At 65.6% G+C, this 14,752-nt stretch carries 14 protein-coding genes; 7 read left to right on the top strand and 7 right to left on the bottom strand.

The window, feature by feature from the left end:
* Positions 1-190 precede the first annotated feature (190 nt).
* Entirely contained in the window at positions 191-529 is a 339-nt protein-coding gene (locus ACQR1Y_RS32355; RefSeq protein WP_434859932.1) for a hypothetical protein, read from the bottom strand.
* A 31-nt stretch (positions 530-560) separates the two neighbouring features.
* Here ACQR1Y_RS32355 and ACQR1Y_RS32350 point away from each other — a divergent pair, with 31 nt between their 5' ends.
* Together ACQR1Y_RS32350 and rpoH are read left to right on the top strand one after the other, a co-directional pair.
* Complete coding sequence (locus ACQR1Y_RS32350) at positions 561-1,541, top strand: RluA family pseudouridine synthase (RefSeq protein WP_434879626.1); 981 nt, start codon at positions 561-563, stop codon at positions 1,539-1,541.
* 220 nt (positions 1,542-1,761) lie between these two features.
* Positions 1,762-2,661 carry an RNA polymerase sigma factor RpoH gene (gene rpoH, locus ACQR1Y_RS32345; RefSeq protein WP_434859931.1) on the top strand — a complete coding sequence of 300 codons (900 nt, stop codon included), beginning with the start codon at positions 1,762-1,764 and terminating at the stop codon, positions 2,659-2,661.
* Between the two features lie 70 nt (positions 2,662-2,731).
* On the opposite strand, the gene ACQR1Y_RS32340 is transcribed toward rpoH, so the two are convergent.
* Positions 2,732-3,355, bottom strand: a complete 624-nt coding sequence (locus ACQR1Y_RS32340) for a peptidoglycan recognition protein family protein (protein ID WP_434879566.1) — start codon at positions 3,353-3,355, stop codon at positions 2,732-2,734.
* 18 nt (positions 3,356-3,373) lie between these two features.
* Entirely contained in the window at positions 3,374-4,603 is a 1,230-nt protein-coding gene (locus tag ACQR1Y_RS32335; protein ID WP_434859929.1) for a GGDEF domain-containing protein, read from the bottom strand.
* Positions 4,604-4,859: 256 nt separating this feature from the next.
* On the opposite strand from ACQR1Y_RS32335, the gene ACQR1Y_RS32330 reads away from it, so the two are divergent.
* Entirely contained in the window at positions 4,860-5,057 is a 198-nt protein-coding gene (locus tag ACQR1Y_RS32330) for a hypothetical protein (protein WP_434859928.1), read from the top strand.
* Between the two features lie 142 nt (positions 5,058-5,199).
* Here the strand turns inward: ACQR1Y_RS32330 and ACQR1Y_RS32325 are convergent, their stop codons facing one another.
* On the bottom strand, positions 5,200-5,604 hold the full coding sequence (locus ACQR1Y_RS32325; RefSeq protein WP_434859927.1) for a response regulator: 405 nt from the start codon (positions 5,602-5,604) through the stop codon (positions 5,200-5,202).
* A 148-nt stretch (positions 5,605-5,752) separates the two neighbouring features.
* Between ACQR1Y_RS32325 and ACQR1Y_RS32320 the strand changes: the two genes are divergently transcribed.
* Both ACQR1Y_RS32320 and ACQR1Y_RS32315 read left to right on the top strand, forming a co-directional pair.
* Complete coding sequence (locus ACQR1Y_RS32320) at positions 5,753-6,592, top strand: SDR family NAD(P)-dependent oxidoreductase (RefSeq protein WP_434859926.1); 840 nt, start codon at positions 5,753-5,755, stop codon at positions 6,590-6,592.
* 282 nt (positions 6,593-6,874) lie between these two features.
* Positions 6,875-9,391 carry a spermidine synthase gene (locus ACQR1Y_RS32315; protein ID WP_434879627.1) on the top strand — a complete coding sequence of 839 codons (2,517 nt, stop codon included), beginning with the start codon at positions 6,875-6,877 and terminating at the stop codon, positions 9,389-9,391.
* Between the two features lie 4 nt (positions 9,392-9,395).
* On the opposite strand, the gene ACQR1Y_RS32310 is transcribed toward ACQR1Y_RS32315, so the two are convergent.
* The 3 genes from ACQR1Y_RS32310 to ACQR1Y_RS32300 all read right to left on the bottom strand — a co-directional run bounded on the left by ACQR1Y_RS32310 (position 9,396) and on the right by ACQR1Y_RS32300 (position 12,607).
* Positions 9,396-10,019 (bottom strand): 2OG-Fe(II) oxygenase family protein, encoded by a 624-nt coding sequence (locus tag ACQR1Y_RS32310; protein WP_434879567.1) that lies wholly within the window; start codon positions 10,017-10,019, stop codon positions 9,396-9,398.
* A 96-nt stretch (positions 10,020-10,115) separates the two neighbouring features.
* Entirely contained in the window at positions 10,116-10,454 is a 339-nt protein-coding gene (locus tag ACQR1Y_RS32305; protein ID WP_434879568.1) for a hypothetical protein, read from the bottom strand.
* 128 nt (positions 10,455-10,582) lie between these two features.
* Positions 10,583-12,607, bottom strand: a complete 2,025-nt coding sequence (locus ACQR1Y_RS32300) for a hypothetical protein (RefSeq protein WP_434859923.1) — start codon at positions 12,605-12,607, stop codon at positions 10,583-10,585.
* A 266-nt stretch (positions 12,608-12,873) separates the two neighbouring features.
* On the opposite strand from ACQR1Y_RS32300, the gene ACQR1Y_RS32295 reads away from it, so the two are divergent.
* Together ACQR1Y_RS32295 and ACQR1Y_RS32290 are read left to right on the top strand one after the other, a co-directional pair.
* Positions 12,874-13,773, top strand: a complete 900-nt coding sequence (locus ACQR1Y_RS32295) for a peptidyl-prolyl cis-trans isomerase (RefSeq protein WP_434879569.1) — start codon at positions 12,874-12,876, stop codon at positions 13,771-13,773.
* Positions 13,770-14,750, top strand: coding sequence for a HupE/UreJ family protein (locus ACQR1Y_RS32290; RefSeq protein WP_434879570.1), 981 nt, complete (start codon positions 13,770-13,772; stop codon positions 14,748-14,750). Before ACQR1Y_RS32295 ends, ACQR1Y_RS32290 begins: the two co-directional genes overlap by 4 nt.
* Positions 14,751-14,752: the final 2 nt, after the last annotated feature.

Below are 14,752 nucleotides of genomic sequence, written 5' to 3'. Positions count from 1 at the left end.
TGCGTCTCAAGCTCAAGCGCGCCGGTTGGAGCGATGACTTCTTTTTCGAACTCCTCAGTCACGTGCGATAGCCCTGCGCAAGCGGGGGAGGCGCTGACTGCCCGAGGCGAGGGAGATGGGCCAAAGCCAGGAGAGAGATGGCCAAGGCGGAAGAGTTGGGCCGAAATCGCCGGCCGAAACCGCCCTACCCTTACGGCTCCACCGCAAAGCGGAGGCGGCCGGTGGGTTTGAGGGTTTTGGCGTCGAAGGTGCGGATTTCGGTGGCGCCGGCGATGTCCACGGTCACGGCCAGGCGGTCGCCGGCGGTGCCGGTGGCAACGATGCGGGCGCCCTTGGGCAGCATGGCGGTGAGGTCGGGGCCGGACGCGGAGCTTCCCTCGCCGCGGAAAAGGCGATAGCCGATGGCGACTAAGAGCACTGCGATCGCGACCGAGGTGGTCACGCCCGCGATCATCATCATGCGCCGCAGCCGCGCCATCAGCTGGGCCTGCTCGGGCGAGGACGGCTCGGGCGCAACGGTAGAGTTCATGGACATCTCGACTTCACAATCCCACGGTCTGATGACGGTCATCGTCGCCGGCGACGAAGGCTCGCCGCGGCTCGATCGCGTGCTGGCAGCCAAACTGCCGGAGCTGTCGCGGTCCCGGCTGAAGGCGCTGATCCTGGCCGGACAGGTGTCGCTCCGCGCCGAGGCGGTGCGGGACCCCGCTTATCACGTCACGGCCGGCGACACGATCACAATCGACGTGCCCGAGGCCGTCCCGGCCGAGCCCGCTGCCGAGGCGATCCCGCTGACGATCGTCTACGAGGACGACGACATCATCGTCATCGACAAGCCCGCCGGCCTCGTGGTGCATCCCGCCGCCGGGCACGAGAGCGGTACCCTGGTGAACGCGCTGATCGCGCATTGCGGCGCCAGCCTCTCAGGGATTGGCGGGGTCAAGCGGCCGGGCATCGTGCACCGGCTGGACAAGGACACCACCGGGCTGATGGTGATCGCCAAGAACGATCATGCCCACACGTCGCTGAGCGCGCAGTTCGCCGATCACGGCCGCACCGGCGCGATGGAGCGCGGCTATCTCGCCTTCGCCTGGGGCCTGCCGCACCGGCCGCATGGCACCATCAATGCGCCGATCGACCGCCACCCGCATGCGCGCGACAAGATGGCGGTGCGGCCGAAAGGGCGCGAGGCCATCACCCATTACGAGGTGCAGGAGAGTTTTACCGGCCGCGACGGCAAGGCGGTGGCGTCGCTGATCGCCTGCCATCTCGAGACTGGACGCACGCACCAGATTCGCGTGCATCTCGCCCATCTCGGCCACCCGCTGATGGGCGACTCCGTCTATGGCCCGCATTTCAAGACCAAGGCGAACCAGTTGGCGCCGGGCGCGCGGACGGCGCTGGAGTCGTTGGGGCGGCAGGCGCTTCATGCCTATTTACTGGTAATCGAGCACCCCCGCACCGGAGAAATAATGCGCTGGGAATCGGAGCTGCCGGAGGATCTTTCACTCCTGGAGGAGGCGCTGAAAGCGGCGCTATGACGCAGGCCGTTCAGAAAAAGGCAATCATGTCAAATTCTTAATGCACCCACACGGGGTCGTGACCCCCGGAATCCTTCCACCGGGAAGCGAAAATGGTGTATGTTGCGCCTGCGTCGAATGGTCGACGCATGGAACGTCGCAAACCGGTTGGCTTTAACCAAGTGACCGCTTTGCCTGGCCCGCCGCTATCGGGGGCCTGAACCCAACTGGAGGGCGCTCAATGGCCCGTACAGCTACACTGCCGGTTCTCAATGGAGAATCCGGACTTGCTCGCTATCTCTCCGAGATCCGCAAGTTCCCGATGCTGGAACCGCAGGAGGAGTACATGCTCGCCAAGCGTTGGCGCGAGCATGACGACAGCGACGCAGCACAGAAACTCGTCACCAGCCATCTCCGACTCGTGGCCAAGATCGCCATGGGCTATCGCGGCTACGGCCTGCCGATATCCGAAGTCGTGTCGGAAGGCAATGTCGGCCTGATGCAGGCGGTGAAGAGGTTCGAGCCCGAGAAGGGCTTTCGCCTCGCCACCTACGCCATGTGGTGGATCAAGGCGTCGATACAAGAGTACATCCTGCGTTCGTGGTCGCTCGTGAAGATGGGCACCACGGCGAACCAGAAGAAGCTGTTCTTCAACCTGCGCAAGGCCAAGAGCAAGATCTCGGCGCTGGATGAAGGCGATCTGCATCCGGATCAGGTCAAGCTGATCGCGAAGCGCCTCGGCGTGACCGATCAGGACGTGGTCGACATGAACCGCCGCCTCGGCGGTGACGCCTCGCTGAATGCGCCGATCCGCGACGACGGCGAAGCGGGCGAATGGCAGGACTGGCTGGTCGACAACTCGCCCAACCAGGAAGCCATCATGGCCGAGCACGAGGAATACGACCACCGCCGGCAGGCGCTGAACGGCGCGATCGGCGTGCTCAACGCGCGCGAACGCCGCATCTTCGAGGCGCGGCGCCTGGCCGACGAGCCGATGACGCTCGAGGACCTCGCCGCCGAGTTCGGCGTGTCGCGCGAGCGCGTCCGCCAGATCGAGGTGCGCGCGTTCGAGAAGGTGCAGTCCGCCGTCAAGGGCGCCATCGCCAAGCAGGAGGCGGCGGCGCTGGAGGCCGCGCACTAGCGGCGCGGCTTGCTTGAAGGTGGTTTTGGAAGCGATCGGAGCCGGCGGAGACGCCGGCTTCTTGTTATGATCAGTCCGTCATGGCGCGCGCGAGCTCGGCGAGCGCACAGCCCTCGCAATAGCGGGCGTCCTTGTAGTCGATCCAGTTGTGCGCATAGATCCGCTCCCGCGAGATCTGGTAACGCAGCCGGAGCAGCTTCGAGAGGATGCGCCACGCGGCGATCTGGGCTTCGGTCGCAGGAGCGGTGACGTCGGGATAGTTGCCGGCGAACTCCACGCCGATGGAATTGTCGCGCACGACCTTGCGGTAGGTCGGGCCGTTGTCGATATAGCGGTTGTCGTTGCGATTGGCGCCGTCGCCATGCAGCGTCACCAGGGTTTCCGGTACCGCCCAATACACCGTGCCGTCGGTTTCCACCCACAGGGTGACGCCGCGTCTCTTCGGGTTCTTGGCCTGCGCCAAGGCGCCGGCCCTCGCCGATCCGGCCGGTCCCTCGGTCTGGTGGACGATGATGTTGGTCCAGGGATGCGCTTGGTCCGGCGCGCCCCACGGCGCCAGCCAGACGATTTTCAGGCCGGGGATCTCGGGCGTGCCCGAGGCGCGGGCGAGCGCGGCGAAATCCTCCGCCGCCGCGGCGGGAGACAGAAGAAGCAGCGTCAGCGCTGCGTGGAGGAGGAACGAAAGCGGCGGCATGGCCGAAGGATAACACCGCTACTCGGCGGTGGCATCCTGGCGAGGAATGAGGATGGCCTCGATCTGGTCCGGCGCCAGCGCCGGCGTATCGGGACGGCCGTCGAACACGGCATAGCGGTTCTTGCCGTCCTTCTTGGCCGCATACAGCGCGTGGTCCGCCCGCGCCATCAACCGGTCTGGAAACGCGCCGACGTCGTCGCTCCATTCGGCGACGCCGATCGAGACCTCGATCGGCACGTCGTCGCCGGCGCAGGCCTCGGCGTCGTCGCGGCAGACCTGCAGGATGCGCCGGGCGATCATCGCGCCCTCGCGCGAGGACGACGCCGGCAGCACGATGCAGAATTCGTCGCCGCCGGTGCGGGCCAAGAGGTCGCCGGGCCGCAGCCGGGTCTGGGCCATCAGGGTGAAATGCTGCAGGCAGGCATCGCCCGCCGCATGGCCATGGGTGTCGTTGATGAGCTTGAAGCCGTCGAGGTCGATCACCAACAGCGCGAACGGCTTTCTCGACCGCTCGGCGCGCGCGCACTCCTCGGCAAGCCGCTGCATCAGGTGGCGACGGTTGGCGACACCGGTGAGGTCGTCGAGCAGCGCCAGGTCAGCGACCTCGTTGCGCAACCGGTCCACCGCCATCAGCAGGAGGCCGAAGTTGAGCGACATCGACAGGAAGATCAACAGCAGCACCGCGGCCGCCTGGCCGTTGCTCGAATGACCGAAGTTGAAATCCGCGCCGATGAAGCCCGCGATCGACCGGCCGATGAAAACCGCGGTGATGAGCAGCGATAATAGTCCAGCCAGCCTCGCGCCGGGATTGATCGGCCCGTTCCTCGCATCGAGCACCAGGCGCGCGATGATGACCATCGGGATGGTCTGCCCGATCGAATAGCTCAGGATCCGGAGCGGGCTACTGTCATAGACATGGAGGAAGAAGATGATCGCCGCGCAGCTCAGACCGACCACCGCGAAACTCAGCCGCCAGGATGGCTTCTTGCCGTAGAAGCGCTCCACGCCCATCGCCGCAAGGCAGATGGCGAAGGTCATCAGCAAGCCTCCGGCGAGCAGCGCCGTGAACGATCCGAAATAGAACCGTCCGAGCGCAAACAGCGCGGCCGGCGCGCACATGAAGGACGAGGCCGTCCAGTAGCGCGCCGATTCCAGGTTGGGATAGCTGCGCATGACGTAGGCCCAGATCAGACCCAGCGCCAGGAAGTTGACCACGAAAGCGGTCCACAGCGTCGGAACGCTCAGCATTCCCGCCGCAGGACGCCGCAGGTCCTCTCCCCGATATCAAGCAACGTTGCGCTCATGAGCTACCCTGTGTTCGGCGGCAACATGCGCGCATCGCGCTTAACGGTTCCTCAAGCGCACAACCAAGGTTGTGCCTTGGTTTTGAAACAATGAAGACACCTTTTACCCGCTGCTAACCTTGTGCCGCGCCGGCACGACGGACCGCGCGCGCGAACGATTGCATCGAGCTGTGGATAAGAACAACGCCCCAGGTGACAGCGTGAGGCAGAACTTCGCGAATCTGCTGGGATCAATTCCCGAGGCCGATGCATGGCTGGCGTTCGCCTGCGAGGCCTCGAAGTCGCGTTGCAATCCATCAACTCCTGACGAGGATTCCATGGCGAAAAAGGCGAAGAAGGCCGCGAAGGCCACCAAGAAAGCGGCGAAGAAGACCAAGAAGGCCGCCAAGAAGAAGTAGTTGTACTGCCTCCCGGGTGGGAGCGCAGCCTCCCACCCGGTCCCTGCCACGTTCCCCTCAATGGTCTTCTAGACATCGCCGGCCCGCCGGGACTTAGGTCAGGACCCAGGCAGCCAGAGGATCAGGCGATCGGGACTGCTCCTCACTCGCCCAACCGCCTCTGGAGTTCGGGCGCATGCTTGAGCGTCACCTCGGCTTCCCTCAACACGTCCAGCGGCGCCCAGGGCTTGCTCCAGAACTTGATCCCGCCCGGCAGCGGCTGCGACAGCGGCCGCCCCGAGGTCACGACAATGTTGATGTGGGGATGGCGCGCCCGCGCGATATGCGCGAGCTCGACGCCGCTCATGCGGCCCGCGAGATTGACGTCGGTCATCAGCAGCACGACGCGGTTGCCGGGCTTGTTCAACACCAGCTCGGCCGCCTCGGCGCTCTCGCACGCGATCACGTCGTACTCGCTCTCTTCAAGCAGCAGTGCGATCATCTCGCGCTGGGTCGGATCGTCCTCCACGATCAGCGCCGTCGCGCGAAAGGGCTGCGACTGTCCCATGCAAAAACCTCCAAAAATCTGCCTTTCCAAAACCCGGCGTAGGTTAAAAGCAAACCCGGCGGATGGTTCGGTTCCAATGCGAAAAAGTGACGCAATGTGACTGCGGCAATTTGGAACCGCAGCGAAGCGCTTGGGGGAGAATGCGGCAATGACTGGCATCAATGGAGCGGCGGCGGCGATCACCGGAGCGGCGAGCGGCATCGGCCGCGCGCTCGCGCTGGAGCTGGCAGCGCGGGGCTGCGATCTCGCGCTTGCCGACCGGGACGAGCCCGGGCTTGCAAGCCTTGCCGATGAGCTTGCATCGACGAGGCGCAAGGTGACGTCGCACAAGGTCGACGTCAGCGACCCCGCCGCCATCGCGCGGTTCGCCGACGAGGCGACGCGGGCTCATCCCGCGCTCAACATCGTCATCAACAATGCGGGCGTGGCCTTGTTCGGCACTTTCTCCGAGATCGATCAGTCCGAAATGGAGTGGCTGTTCAACATCAACTTCTGGGGTGTCGTGCACGGCACCCGCGCCTTCCTGCCACATCTGTCGCGACGGCCTGAGGCACATGTCGTCAACCTGTCCTCGATCTTCGGCATCATCGCGCCGCCCGGCCAGTCGGCCTATGCCGCCGCGAAATTCGCGGTGCGCGGATTCTCCGAGAGCCTGCGCCACGAACTCGCGGCCGCCAACAGTCCGGTGCGGCTGTCGGTGGTGCATCCCGGCGGCATTGCGACGGCGATCGCGCGCAACGCCCGCGCCGGACATGGCATGACCGACAACGCGCGCCGCGTGCAGGCGATCGAGCGGTTCGAACGTCTCGCCAAGACCAGCCCGCGCGAGGCCGCGCAGCGGATCATCCAGGGCATCGAACGCAACGAGCCGCGCATCCTGATCGGCGGCGATGCACGGTTCATGGATCTGTTGCAGCGTGTGCTGCCCGGCACCTACTGGCGCGTGTTGGCGAAGCGATTGGAAAAGGCGGCTGCGCAGCAGAGCTAGAACGCCGCCGAAATCCTTTCAAAACGGCCGGCCGGCCCGGCTGTGTGTCAAACCACCGTCATCAAACGCAAACAGAAGGAGACGGCATCGGCAGCCGAGGTGCCCTCCGCTTGATCGAGCGCTGGACGCTGCGCCCGCGTGGCGCTGCTGCCCAGTCCAGCCAAGCGCAGGTATGACCCCTTGATTGACGCACGCCAAGCCGATCCGCGCGATGACGGCTCGTTCACAGCGCGACGAGACGTCTGTCCCGCAGGCACCGTCTCTGATCGAAGCACGGCCCGGATCTGGGCGCTGAAGCTCCTGGTCGCGAGCTCCGGCCTCGCCGGTCTGGGTTACGAGATCGTCTGGACGCGCCAGCTCGCCCTCGCTTTGGGCACGGAGATGATGGCCGTGCTCGGCGCCATCGCAGGCTTCTTCGCAGGGCTGGCGCTCGGCGCATTCGCCCTCGACGGCTACATCCGTCGCGCAGCCAATCCGCACCGGCTCTATGCCGTGCTCGAGACGATCATCGGCGTGTGGGGCCTGTGTGCGATCTGGCTGCTTCCTGCGAGCGCACGCGCGCTGGCGCCCGTGTTGGGCACCGCGCCTTCGCCGATCCTGCTGTGGAGCGCGAGCTTCCTGCTGCCGACCTTGGTGCTGCTGCCTGCGACGGTGGCGATGGGCGGCACGCTGACGGCGCTCGAACGCATGCTATCGGCCGCGCAGGGCCGGTCGTCCGTCAGCGCCGGCGTCTATGGCGCCAACACCGCCGGTGCCGTCGCCGGCACGCTGCTCTCGACCTTCGTCCTGATCCCGGCCCTTGGCTTGTCGACCACGCTGCTGTGTCTGTCCGCGGTCAACGCGGCTTGCGCGCTGGCAGCCCTCGGCCTGAGCACGCCGTCGCCGGCCCATGCGCCCGCGCGCGCCGGCAGGTCTGCTGTCGCAGACGTCCGCCTGATGGCGACCTTGTTCGTCACCGGCCTGCTCGGCATCGCCTTCGAGGTGCTGGTCGTGCGACTTGCCGCGCAAATGATGCAGGACACCGTCTACAGCTTCGCCTGTCTGCTGGCGGCCTATCTGCTGGGAACGGCTCTGGGCGCGATGATCTACCAACGCGCCCGTCAGACCATCGCGTTCGGCAGGGCCGCGCTGCTGAGCATCGCGGCGCTGGTCGGCATGGGGACCGCACTCGTGATTCCGTTGCTGACAGGGTTCGCCGACCGTGCGGCGAGCTTCGGCGTGGCCGGCGAGCTCGCAATCGCACTGCTATTATTCCTGTTGCCGGCGATGGCGATGGGCGCCCTGTTCGGCAGGCTGATACAGGACGTGCGAGACGTCAGCGGATCGGTCGGCTGGGCCGTCGGCATCAACAGCATCGGCGCAGCCATCGCGCCGCTTCTCGCGGCCCAGCTGCTCATTCCCGCCTTGGGCAGCTGGAAAGCAATCGTGCTGGTGGCTACGGGGTATCTGCTGCTCCTGCCGCCGCAGCGAGCGCTGCTGCGATGGGCGGCCGTGCCGGCGCTGCTGGGACTGGTGCTGCTGTGGGGCCCCGCTCCCCTGCTCGTCAAGGTCCCGCCGGGGGGCAAGCTCCTCGCCATGCGCGAGGGACCGATGGCGACCGCGAGCGTCGTCGACGATGCCTCGGGCGCGCGCTATCTCGAGGTGAACGGCCACTTCCGCATGGGCGGCACCAGCTCGGCGCGATCGGATGTCCGCCAGGCCATGCTGCCGCTGCTGCTGCATCCTTCGCCGCGCAGCGCCCTCTTTCTGGGTGTCGGCACTGGTGCCACCGTGCTCGGCGGGGCGCAGATGCCGGACCTCGACGTGCGGGCCGTCGAACTCTCCGCCGAGGTGGTCGCGCTGCTGCCCTGGTTCGATCCCCCCGCCTCGAAGCGGGACAAGCCACCGATCTCGATCGCAGATGCGCGGCGCTTCGTCGTCGCGGATCAGGACCTTTACGACGTCGTCGTGGCCGACCTGTTTCATCCGGCGCTGGATGGCAGCGGCGCACTCTACACCGTCGAACATTTCGAGGCCGTCGAGCAGCGGCTGGCGGCCGGCGGCGTGTTCTGCCAGTGGCTGCCGCTCTATCAGCTCGATGCCCCGTCGTTGCGCGCCATCATCAGAAGCTTCCTGGCCGTGTTCCCCGACGGCTCGGCGTGGCTGAACCACTACAGCGTCCGCACGCCGATGCTGGCCTTGATCGGCAAACGGACGAGCGGGGTGATCGACCCTGAACTGATTGCAGCACGGATCTCGAATGCCGGCTTGCGTCCGATTCTCCAACCCCTCGGCTTCGAGCGACCGATCGATCTTCTCGGCCAATATGTCGCCGGCGCGGCGTCGCTCACGCGCTTCGCAGGGACGGGCCCGCGCAACACCGATGATTTCCCGTTCGTGACCTTCGACGCGCGCAGCAACGTCCATGCGCTCTCGACACCGCCCTGGCAATTGCTGCTCACGGTCCTGACGGAAGCGAACACCGACGCGGCCGAATTGCTGGCGCCCGTGCAACACGCGATGTGGAATGACCGGCTCGATGCCTATTGGCGCGCGCGCAACCGCTTCATCCAGGCTGGCGCGGCACTGACCGGTGATCCGCGAGGATCGGCGCTGATCGCGGCCGCGACGCCCGGGCTGCTGGAATCGGCCCGCGCCAGTGCCGAATTCGAGCCGGCCTATGCACCGCTCATCAGCATGGCAAGATCGCTGCTCGGATCGGACCGGGCCGCGGCCGAACGCCTGCTTCAGGCCATCGATGCGGCGGCTCCGTCGCGGCACGAGGCGCGCGAGCTGCTGGCGCGAGAATTCGGGCGGTGACGCCTCAAGACGAAAAGCTGACGCGATAGCCCCAGCAATCGAGATGATCGGGGATCGCGTTGAAGGCGATCGTGATGCGCTGGTCGCCCTGATTGCGCGGAACCTCATGATAGAGATAGCTCGGAAACAGGACGAGGTCGCCGGGCTCGGCCTCGGGAAGCACATACTTGCCGGCATTGAAGGGGCCGACAGAAGCGCTGCGCGTGTGATGGCGGAACGAGAAGTCGCTGCCGCCGGGCGGACGCACGAACACGGTGCGGCTGCCGGGATGCGACGGCGTCAGGTAGAAGATGCCGGAGATGAAGCTGTTGGCGTGGGCATGCAGGGTCTGGTTGCCGCCGGTCTCCAGCATGTTCGTCCACATCTCCTTAACCGTCCAGTTCAGCTTCTCGCCGAACAGCAGCTCACCGAAATCGACGAGCTTCGGCCCCGCCAGGGCGGCGATGGTCTGAAACAGATTGTTGGCCCGGGGATCGGCGACCTCGGTATGGAAGAGCTGCCCCGAGCGCAGATTGCTCTCGATCTTCGAACTCCGGATGGCTGCGACCGCAGCGTCCTTGAGTTCGGCGTTGAGGAGCCCGGGCGAGCGCATCAACGGTATCGGAAACAGAGCTTCGATCTGGTCCATGTCTGGCAGCCTCGCACGCACATCAACGAGGGCGACACTTTGCCGATGAGCATGACAGACGGATGACGGAACGTCGCGAACTTGCGTCGTTGCCGTTCAGCGCGGCGGCACTTCGTCGGCCCGGAGGATGTGAAGCCGCTCGCCCGGCTTGAGACTGTGCGGCCGCTCCCGCACCTCCAGCATGGCGCGCTCGGCCTTCTCGACGCAGTCGTCGAACTCGCCATTGCCGGCTTCGACCAGCGCCTGCTGAATGTCGCGCTCGGCGAAATAGCGCGAGACGTCGTCGGCCGGCAGCACGGCCGCCGCGGCGCGCGCCTGCGCGACGACGGCATCACACGTCTCCTGTGTCGGCTCCTCCTCGTGCGCGAACGCGCCGGAGGTCCCAAGGGTCAGGACGATCAGCAGCGGAGCAACGAAACGGGAGATCGGGTCCATGGCACGTCGGAAGGTTCGATCGCAAAGAGAAAGCGCCGGCTTGCAAAGAACCGGCGCTTCCGGTTGTCATGTCCGCTTTGATCGATTCCGGCGAGCCGAAGACGTCTCGCCGGATCGATCTGCAGCCATCAGTCGCGGTTAAAGGCCCAGCGACCCCAATGGCCCCAGTGACCCCAATGGTCCCAATCGTGCCAGTGGTGATGGCTGTGAGCCAGCTTGCGCGCCAGCTCATGGTTCTTTTCGACCAGCAGTTCCGGCGTGCTGTAGGTGCGAACGAAGATCGGGTTCGCGTAGAACCAGACGTTCGACCAGGCCTGCACGTCATTGGTGACCTTCTTGACGCCGTTCACCGTTCCGAGATGCGACGGGCACGCCGCGTCGGTGCAGCTGACGCTGACATTGTTGAGGTCGAGCAGCGGATTGCCGGCGCTGTCCGACACGTTCGGCGTCGCCGGCGGAATGTTGGTGCCGCGGGCGCGGATGTAGAACGGCGTCTTGCCGGCGATGAAGGTGGTCGTGAAGCTGAGGCGGAGCGAACCGTCGCGCAGCTTGTGGCTCCGCATCTTGGTCGCCTGGATCTGCTTCGCGATCTTGGCCGACGGATTGTAGACGATGGCCGCGCCGTCGACGCCCTTGGCGTTGGCGACCGCATAGCCCGGCGCCCCCGGCGCGATCGGACCGGTGATGTCACCGGTGATCAGATCGACGTGGTCGAGATAGGGCTTGTTCAACGGCTGCTTGATGCCAACCGGCAGAAGAAGCGGATTGTTGAAGCTGTACGGGCTGTTGTTCGAGGCCGGAACGGTCATCTCCATCTCGAGCGTGACCTTCTCGCCCGGACGCACGACGAGCGTCTCGCCCATCGTCTTCCAGTCGAAATCCCACTCGCCCTTGGCGCGGAACACCATGTCGGAGTCGATGATCTGGGCGTTCACCGAATAGGAATTGCCCGAGCGCATGCCGTCGATGATCGACTGCTGGTTGAAGCGCCGCTCGTTCGGCACGTAGAGCCGGGTGTACTCGCCGGGGATGAAGTCCGCCGTAGTGCTGGCGTCGCGCGCGCCGTAGATGCCGCGGCTGTGCCAGTCCGAGCTCTGGAACACGAAAATGTTGCGGCCCTCGCCGAGCAGGCCGTCCCACAGGCCGCCGACCTTGGCGGTGTAGACGCCGTGCATGCCATAGGTGCCGCCGCCGACCGCGCCCGAGCCGTAGGAGCCCGAGCCGCCGTTCAGCCCACCCTCGGCCATGTGGCCCGGCGCCTCGATGCCGAAGGCAACCGTCGGGCCGGCATTGTTGAAGTCACGGAAATGCTCGATGTTGTAGCCCGCCGTGCCATTCGGGTTGAACGGGCCCTGGCGCTCGGTGTGGGTCGGGATGGCGTAGGATTGCAGCGGATGGTTGGCCTGCAGCCAGGTGATGCCGGCGACGGCCTTCTGGTGACCCGCAGTGCCGGAATTGTTGACGTTGTCCTTGCCGGCCCAGATCGGGTTGTTGCCGCTGTCGACCGGACCGATCGCATCGGTGTCGGCGCGGTCGAAACGATACTCGAACTCCGCCATCTTGTCGGCATTGCCGTAGCCGCGCGGGTTCTGGCCCGCGATGACAGCGACGTCACCATGCTCGTGGCCCGGCAGGATCCACTCCAGACCTTCGACCAACACCTTGTTGTAGGTCGCGGTGCGGCTGACGATCGTCGGATACTCGATCTCCTTGATCGACTGCCAGCGCCACATCTTGGCGTTGGTGTCGGTGCCGTTGGGCGTGCCCTTCAGGCTGGTGATGGTGATGCCGTCGATGGTCTTGCCGAGCGTCTGGCTCCAATAGGTCGTCGTGTTGTCGCCGGGAATGTTGGCGCTCGCATCGCTGAAGCGGCAATCGCGGTTGCCCGAACCGCCGTGGTTGCCGAGCGTGAACCAGTCGAGATCGAAATTGTTGCCGCCGGCGGCCGCGGCGCCCTTGCCGACCGAACGATCGATCGAATAGCCGGCCGCGACCGAACCGTCCGTGCAGGTATTATGGTTGTGCATGTCGCCCGCGACATACGGATTGTTCTTGCTCGTTTCGCCCCAACGCTCGCCTGCGTCGGCGCTCTGCGACAAGGCGAGCGAGACCGAGGCCGCCGTCAGCAGGATTTTCTTGGTGGATGGAACCATTATCGTCGCCCCTGAGAATTCGATCGAACTCTAAACCATGATGACAACGCGTCCCATGCGCCGTTGTCCTTCGCGCCGCGACCAAAGCAAAACTCGGAGACAGTTTGTTGAAGGATTTATTTCTGGACCGATGTCTCCCACGAACATTCGCCGCGCCGAGCGTTGCGAAATTTTTGTGACAGCGCGGTTTGTCCGGTGACAAGGGCGACTGCGCCGTTGCATATACGCGCCGCGCAACGAGCGCGATCCGAGTTGTAAAAGAACGTATGTCAGCCCCTGCCTTGTCGAATGCGGCGCAAACTCTTGATGGCACCTCCGCACGCTCCAGCCCGCAGGATGGCGGCGGCGCATCGCAGGCACGAGCAGGAGTCCTCGGAGCCATGCGCGGTCTCGCCCGGGAGCCGCTGCTGCATTTCCTCGTTCTCGGCGGCCTGATCTTCGCGGCCGACGCTCTCCTCCATCCACCCGCGAAGGACGAGAAGGTCATCACGGTGAGCAAGGCGCTCCGCCAATCCTTCATCGACACGTTCGACGAAGACAAGCAGCGAACTCCGAGCGAGGCCGAGCTGCAGAAGATGGTCGAGGCCTGGGTCGCCAGCGAAATTCTCTATCGTGAAGGCAAGATCCTCGGCGTCGACCGGGGCGACGAGATGATCCGCGACCGCGTCGCGTTCAAGCTGCAATATCTGATCTTCGACCAGGTCCGCGTGCCGCAGCCGAACGACGAGCAGTTGCGGGCCTGGTTCGCCGAGAATCACGCCCGCTTCGACGAGCCCGAGCGCGTCAGCTTCTTCATGACGCCGCCCAGCGACGAAGCAACGGCGCGGCGCCATCTGGACGACATTCGCGAGCAGCGCGAGACCGAGGAGCTGCGCGACCAGACGCGCGCCATTCTCGATCGTCCGGTGCCGAGTCTCGCCTCAGGCTTCGGCGACGGCTTCAGCGAGGGCCTGCTGAAGACGCCGCTGCAGGAATGGACCTTGCTGCAGTCGAAGGACGGCTGGCACGTGGTTCGCCTGGACGCGCGGTCGCCAGGCGCGGAGGCCAAATTCGAGGACATCCGGGCCAAGGCGGCCAAGATCTGGCACACCGAAGAGACGCGCAAGCGGGCCTGGGAGGCGGTGAGCCGGCTCAAGGCCAACTACACGATCAGGTACGAGCCGTGACCGCGGCCCGGGCTCTGCTTGCCATCACGCTTGCGCTCGCCGCACTGCTGCTCGCGCGGCCGGCCGCGGCGCATCAGGCGACCATTGCCGTGCTCGAATTTCGCGAGATGCGCGCGGGCGTCTTCATCGGACGGTGGACGACGCTGCCGAAAGACGGCGACAATCGCATCGAGCTCAAGATGCCGTCGCACTGCTTCCTCCGCCTGCCGGAACTGAACTGCGGCGACAAGGGCCTCGTCGGGCAGATGACGATCGCCAATCTCGGCGAGGACATGTCGGCGGCCATCATCCGCGTGACGTCCTTGGCGGGCGAAACGCGCAGCTACACGATCTCGGCGGCCAATCCGGTCGTGACCGTGCTCGGCACGGACGCTCCGACGCTCGAGACCTGGCTCGAGCTCGCGAAGACCTATGTCAATCTCGGCATCGACCATATCCTGCTCGGCGCCGATCATCTGCTGTTCGTGCTCGGGCTGATCTGGATCGTGCAGGGTGGCTGGCGCCTGTTCAAGACGATCACGGCGTTCACCATCGGCCACAGCTTTTCGCTTGCCGCCACGGCGTTCGGGCTGATCGGCGTTCCCGAAGGTCCGCTCAACGCCTGCATCGCGCTCAGCATCGTCTTCGTCGGCGTCGAGATCGTCAAGCAGCAGCGCGGCGAGATCGGGCTGACGGCGAAGTATCCTTGGGCCGTCGCCTTCAGCTTCGGTCTCGTGCATGGCATCGGCTTCGCCAGTGCGCTGGCCGGGCTCGGTCTCGAACGACGCATCCTGCCGGCGGCGCTGCTGTTCTTCAATGTCGGCGTCGAGATCGGCCAGATCCTGTTCGTGCTGCTGGTTCTGGCGTTGATCTGGGCGCATCGCCGTCTCGGCGCAGGGATGCCGCGGTGGGGCATCGAACTGCCGGCCTATGCCATCGGCTCGGTGTCAATGTTCTGGTTTCTCGGCCGGCTGGTGCGGGTGCTGGCGGCCGCATGAGG

The sequence above is a fragment of the Bradyrhizobium sp. HKCCYLRH3099 genome (genome assembly GCF_051167855.1).
Taxonomy (GTDB): domain Bacteria; phylum Pseudomonadota; class Alphaproteobacteria; order Rhizobiales; family Xanthobacteraceae; genus Bradyrhizobium.
This window is presented reverse-complemented; position numbering and strand designations above follow the sequence as displayed.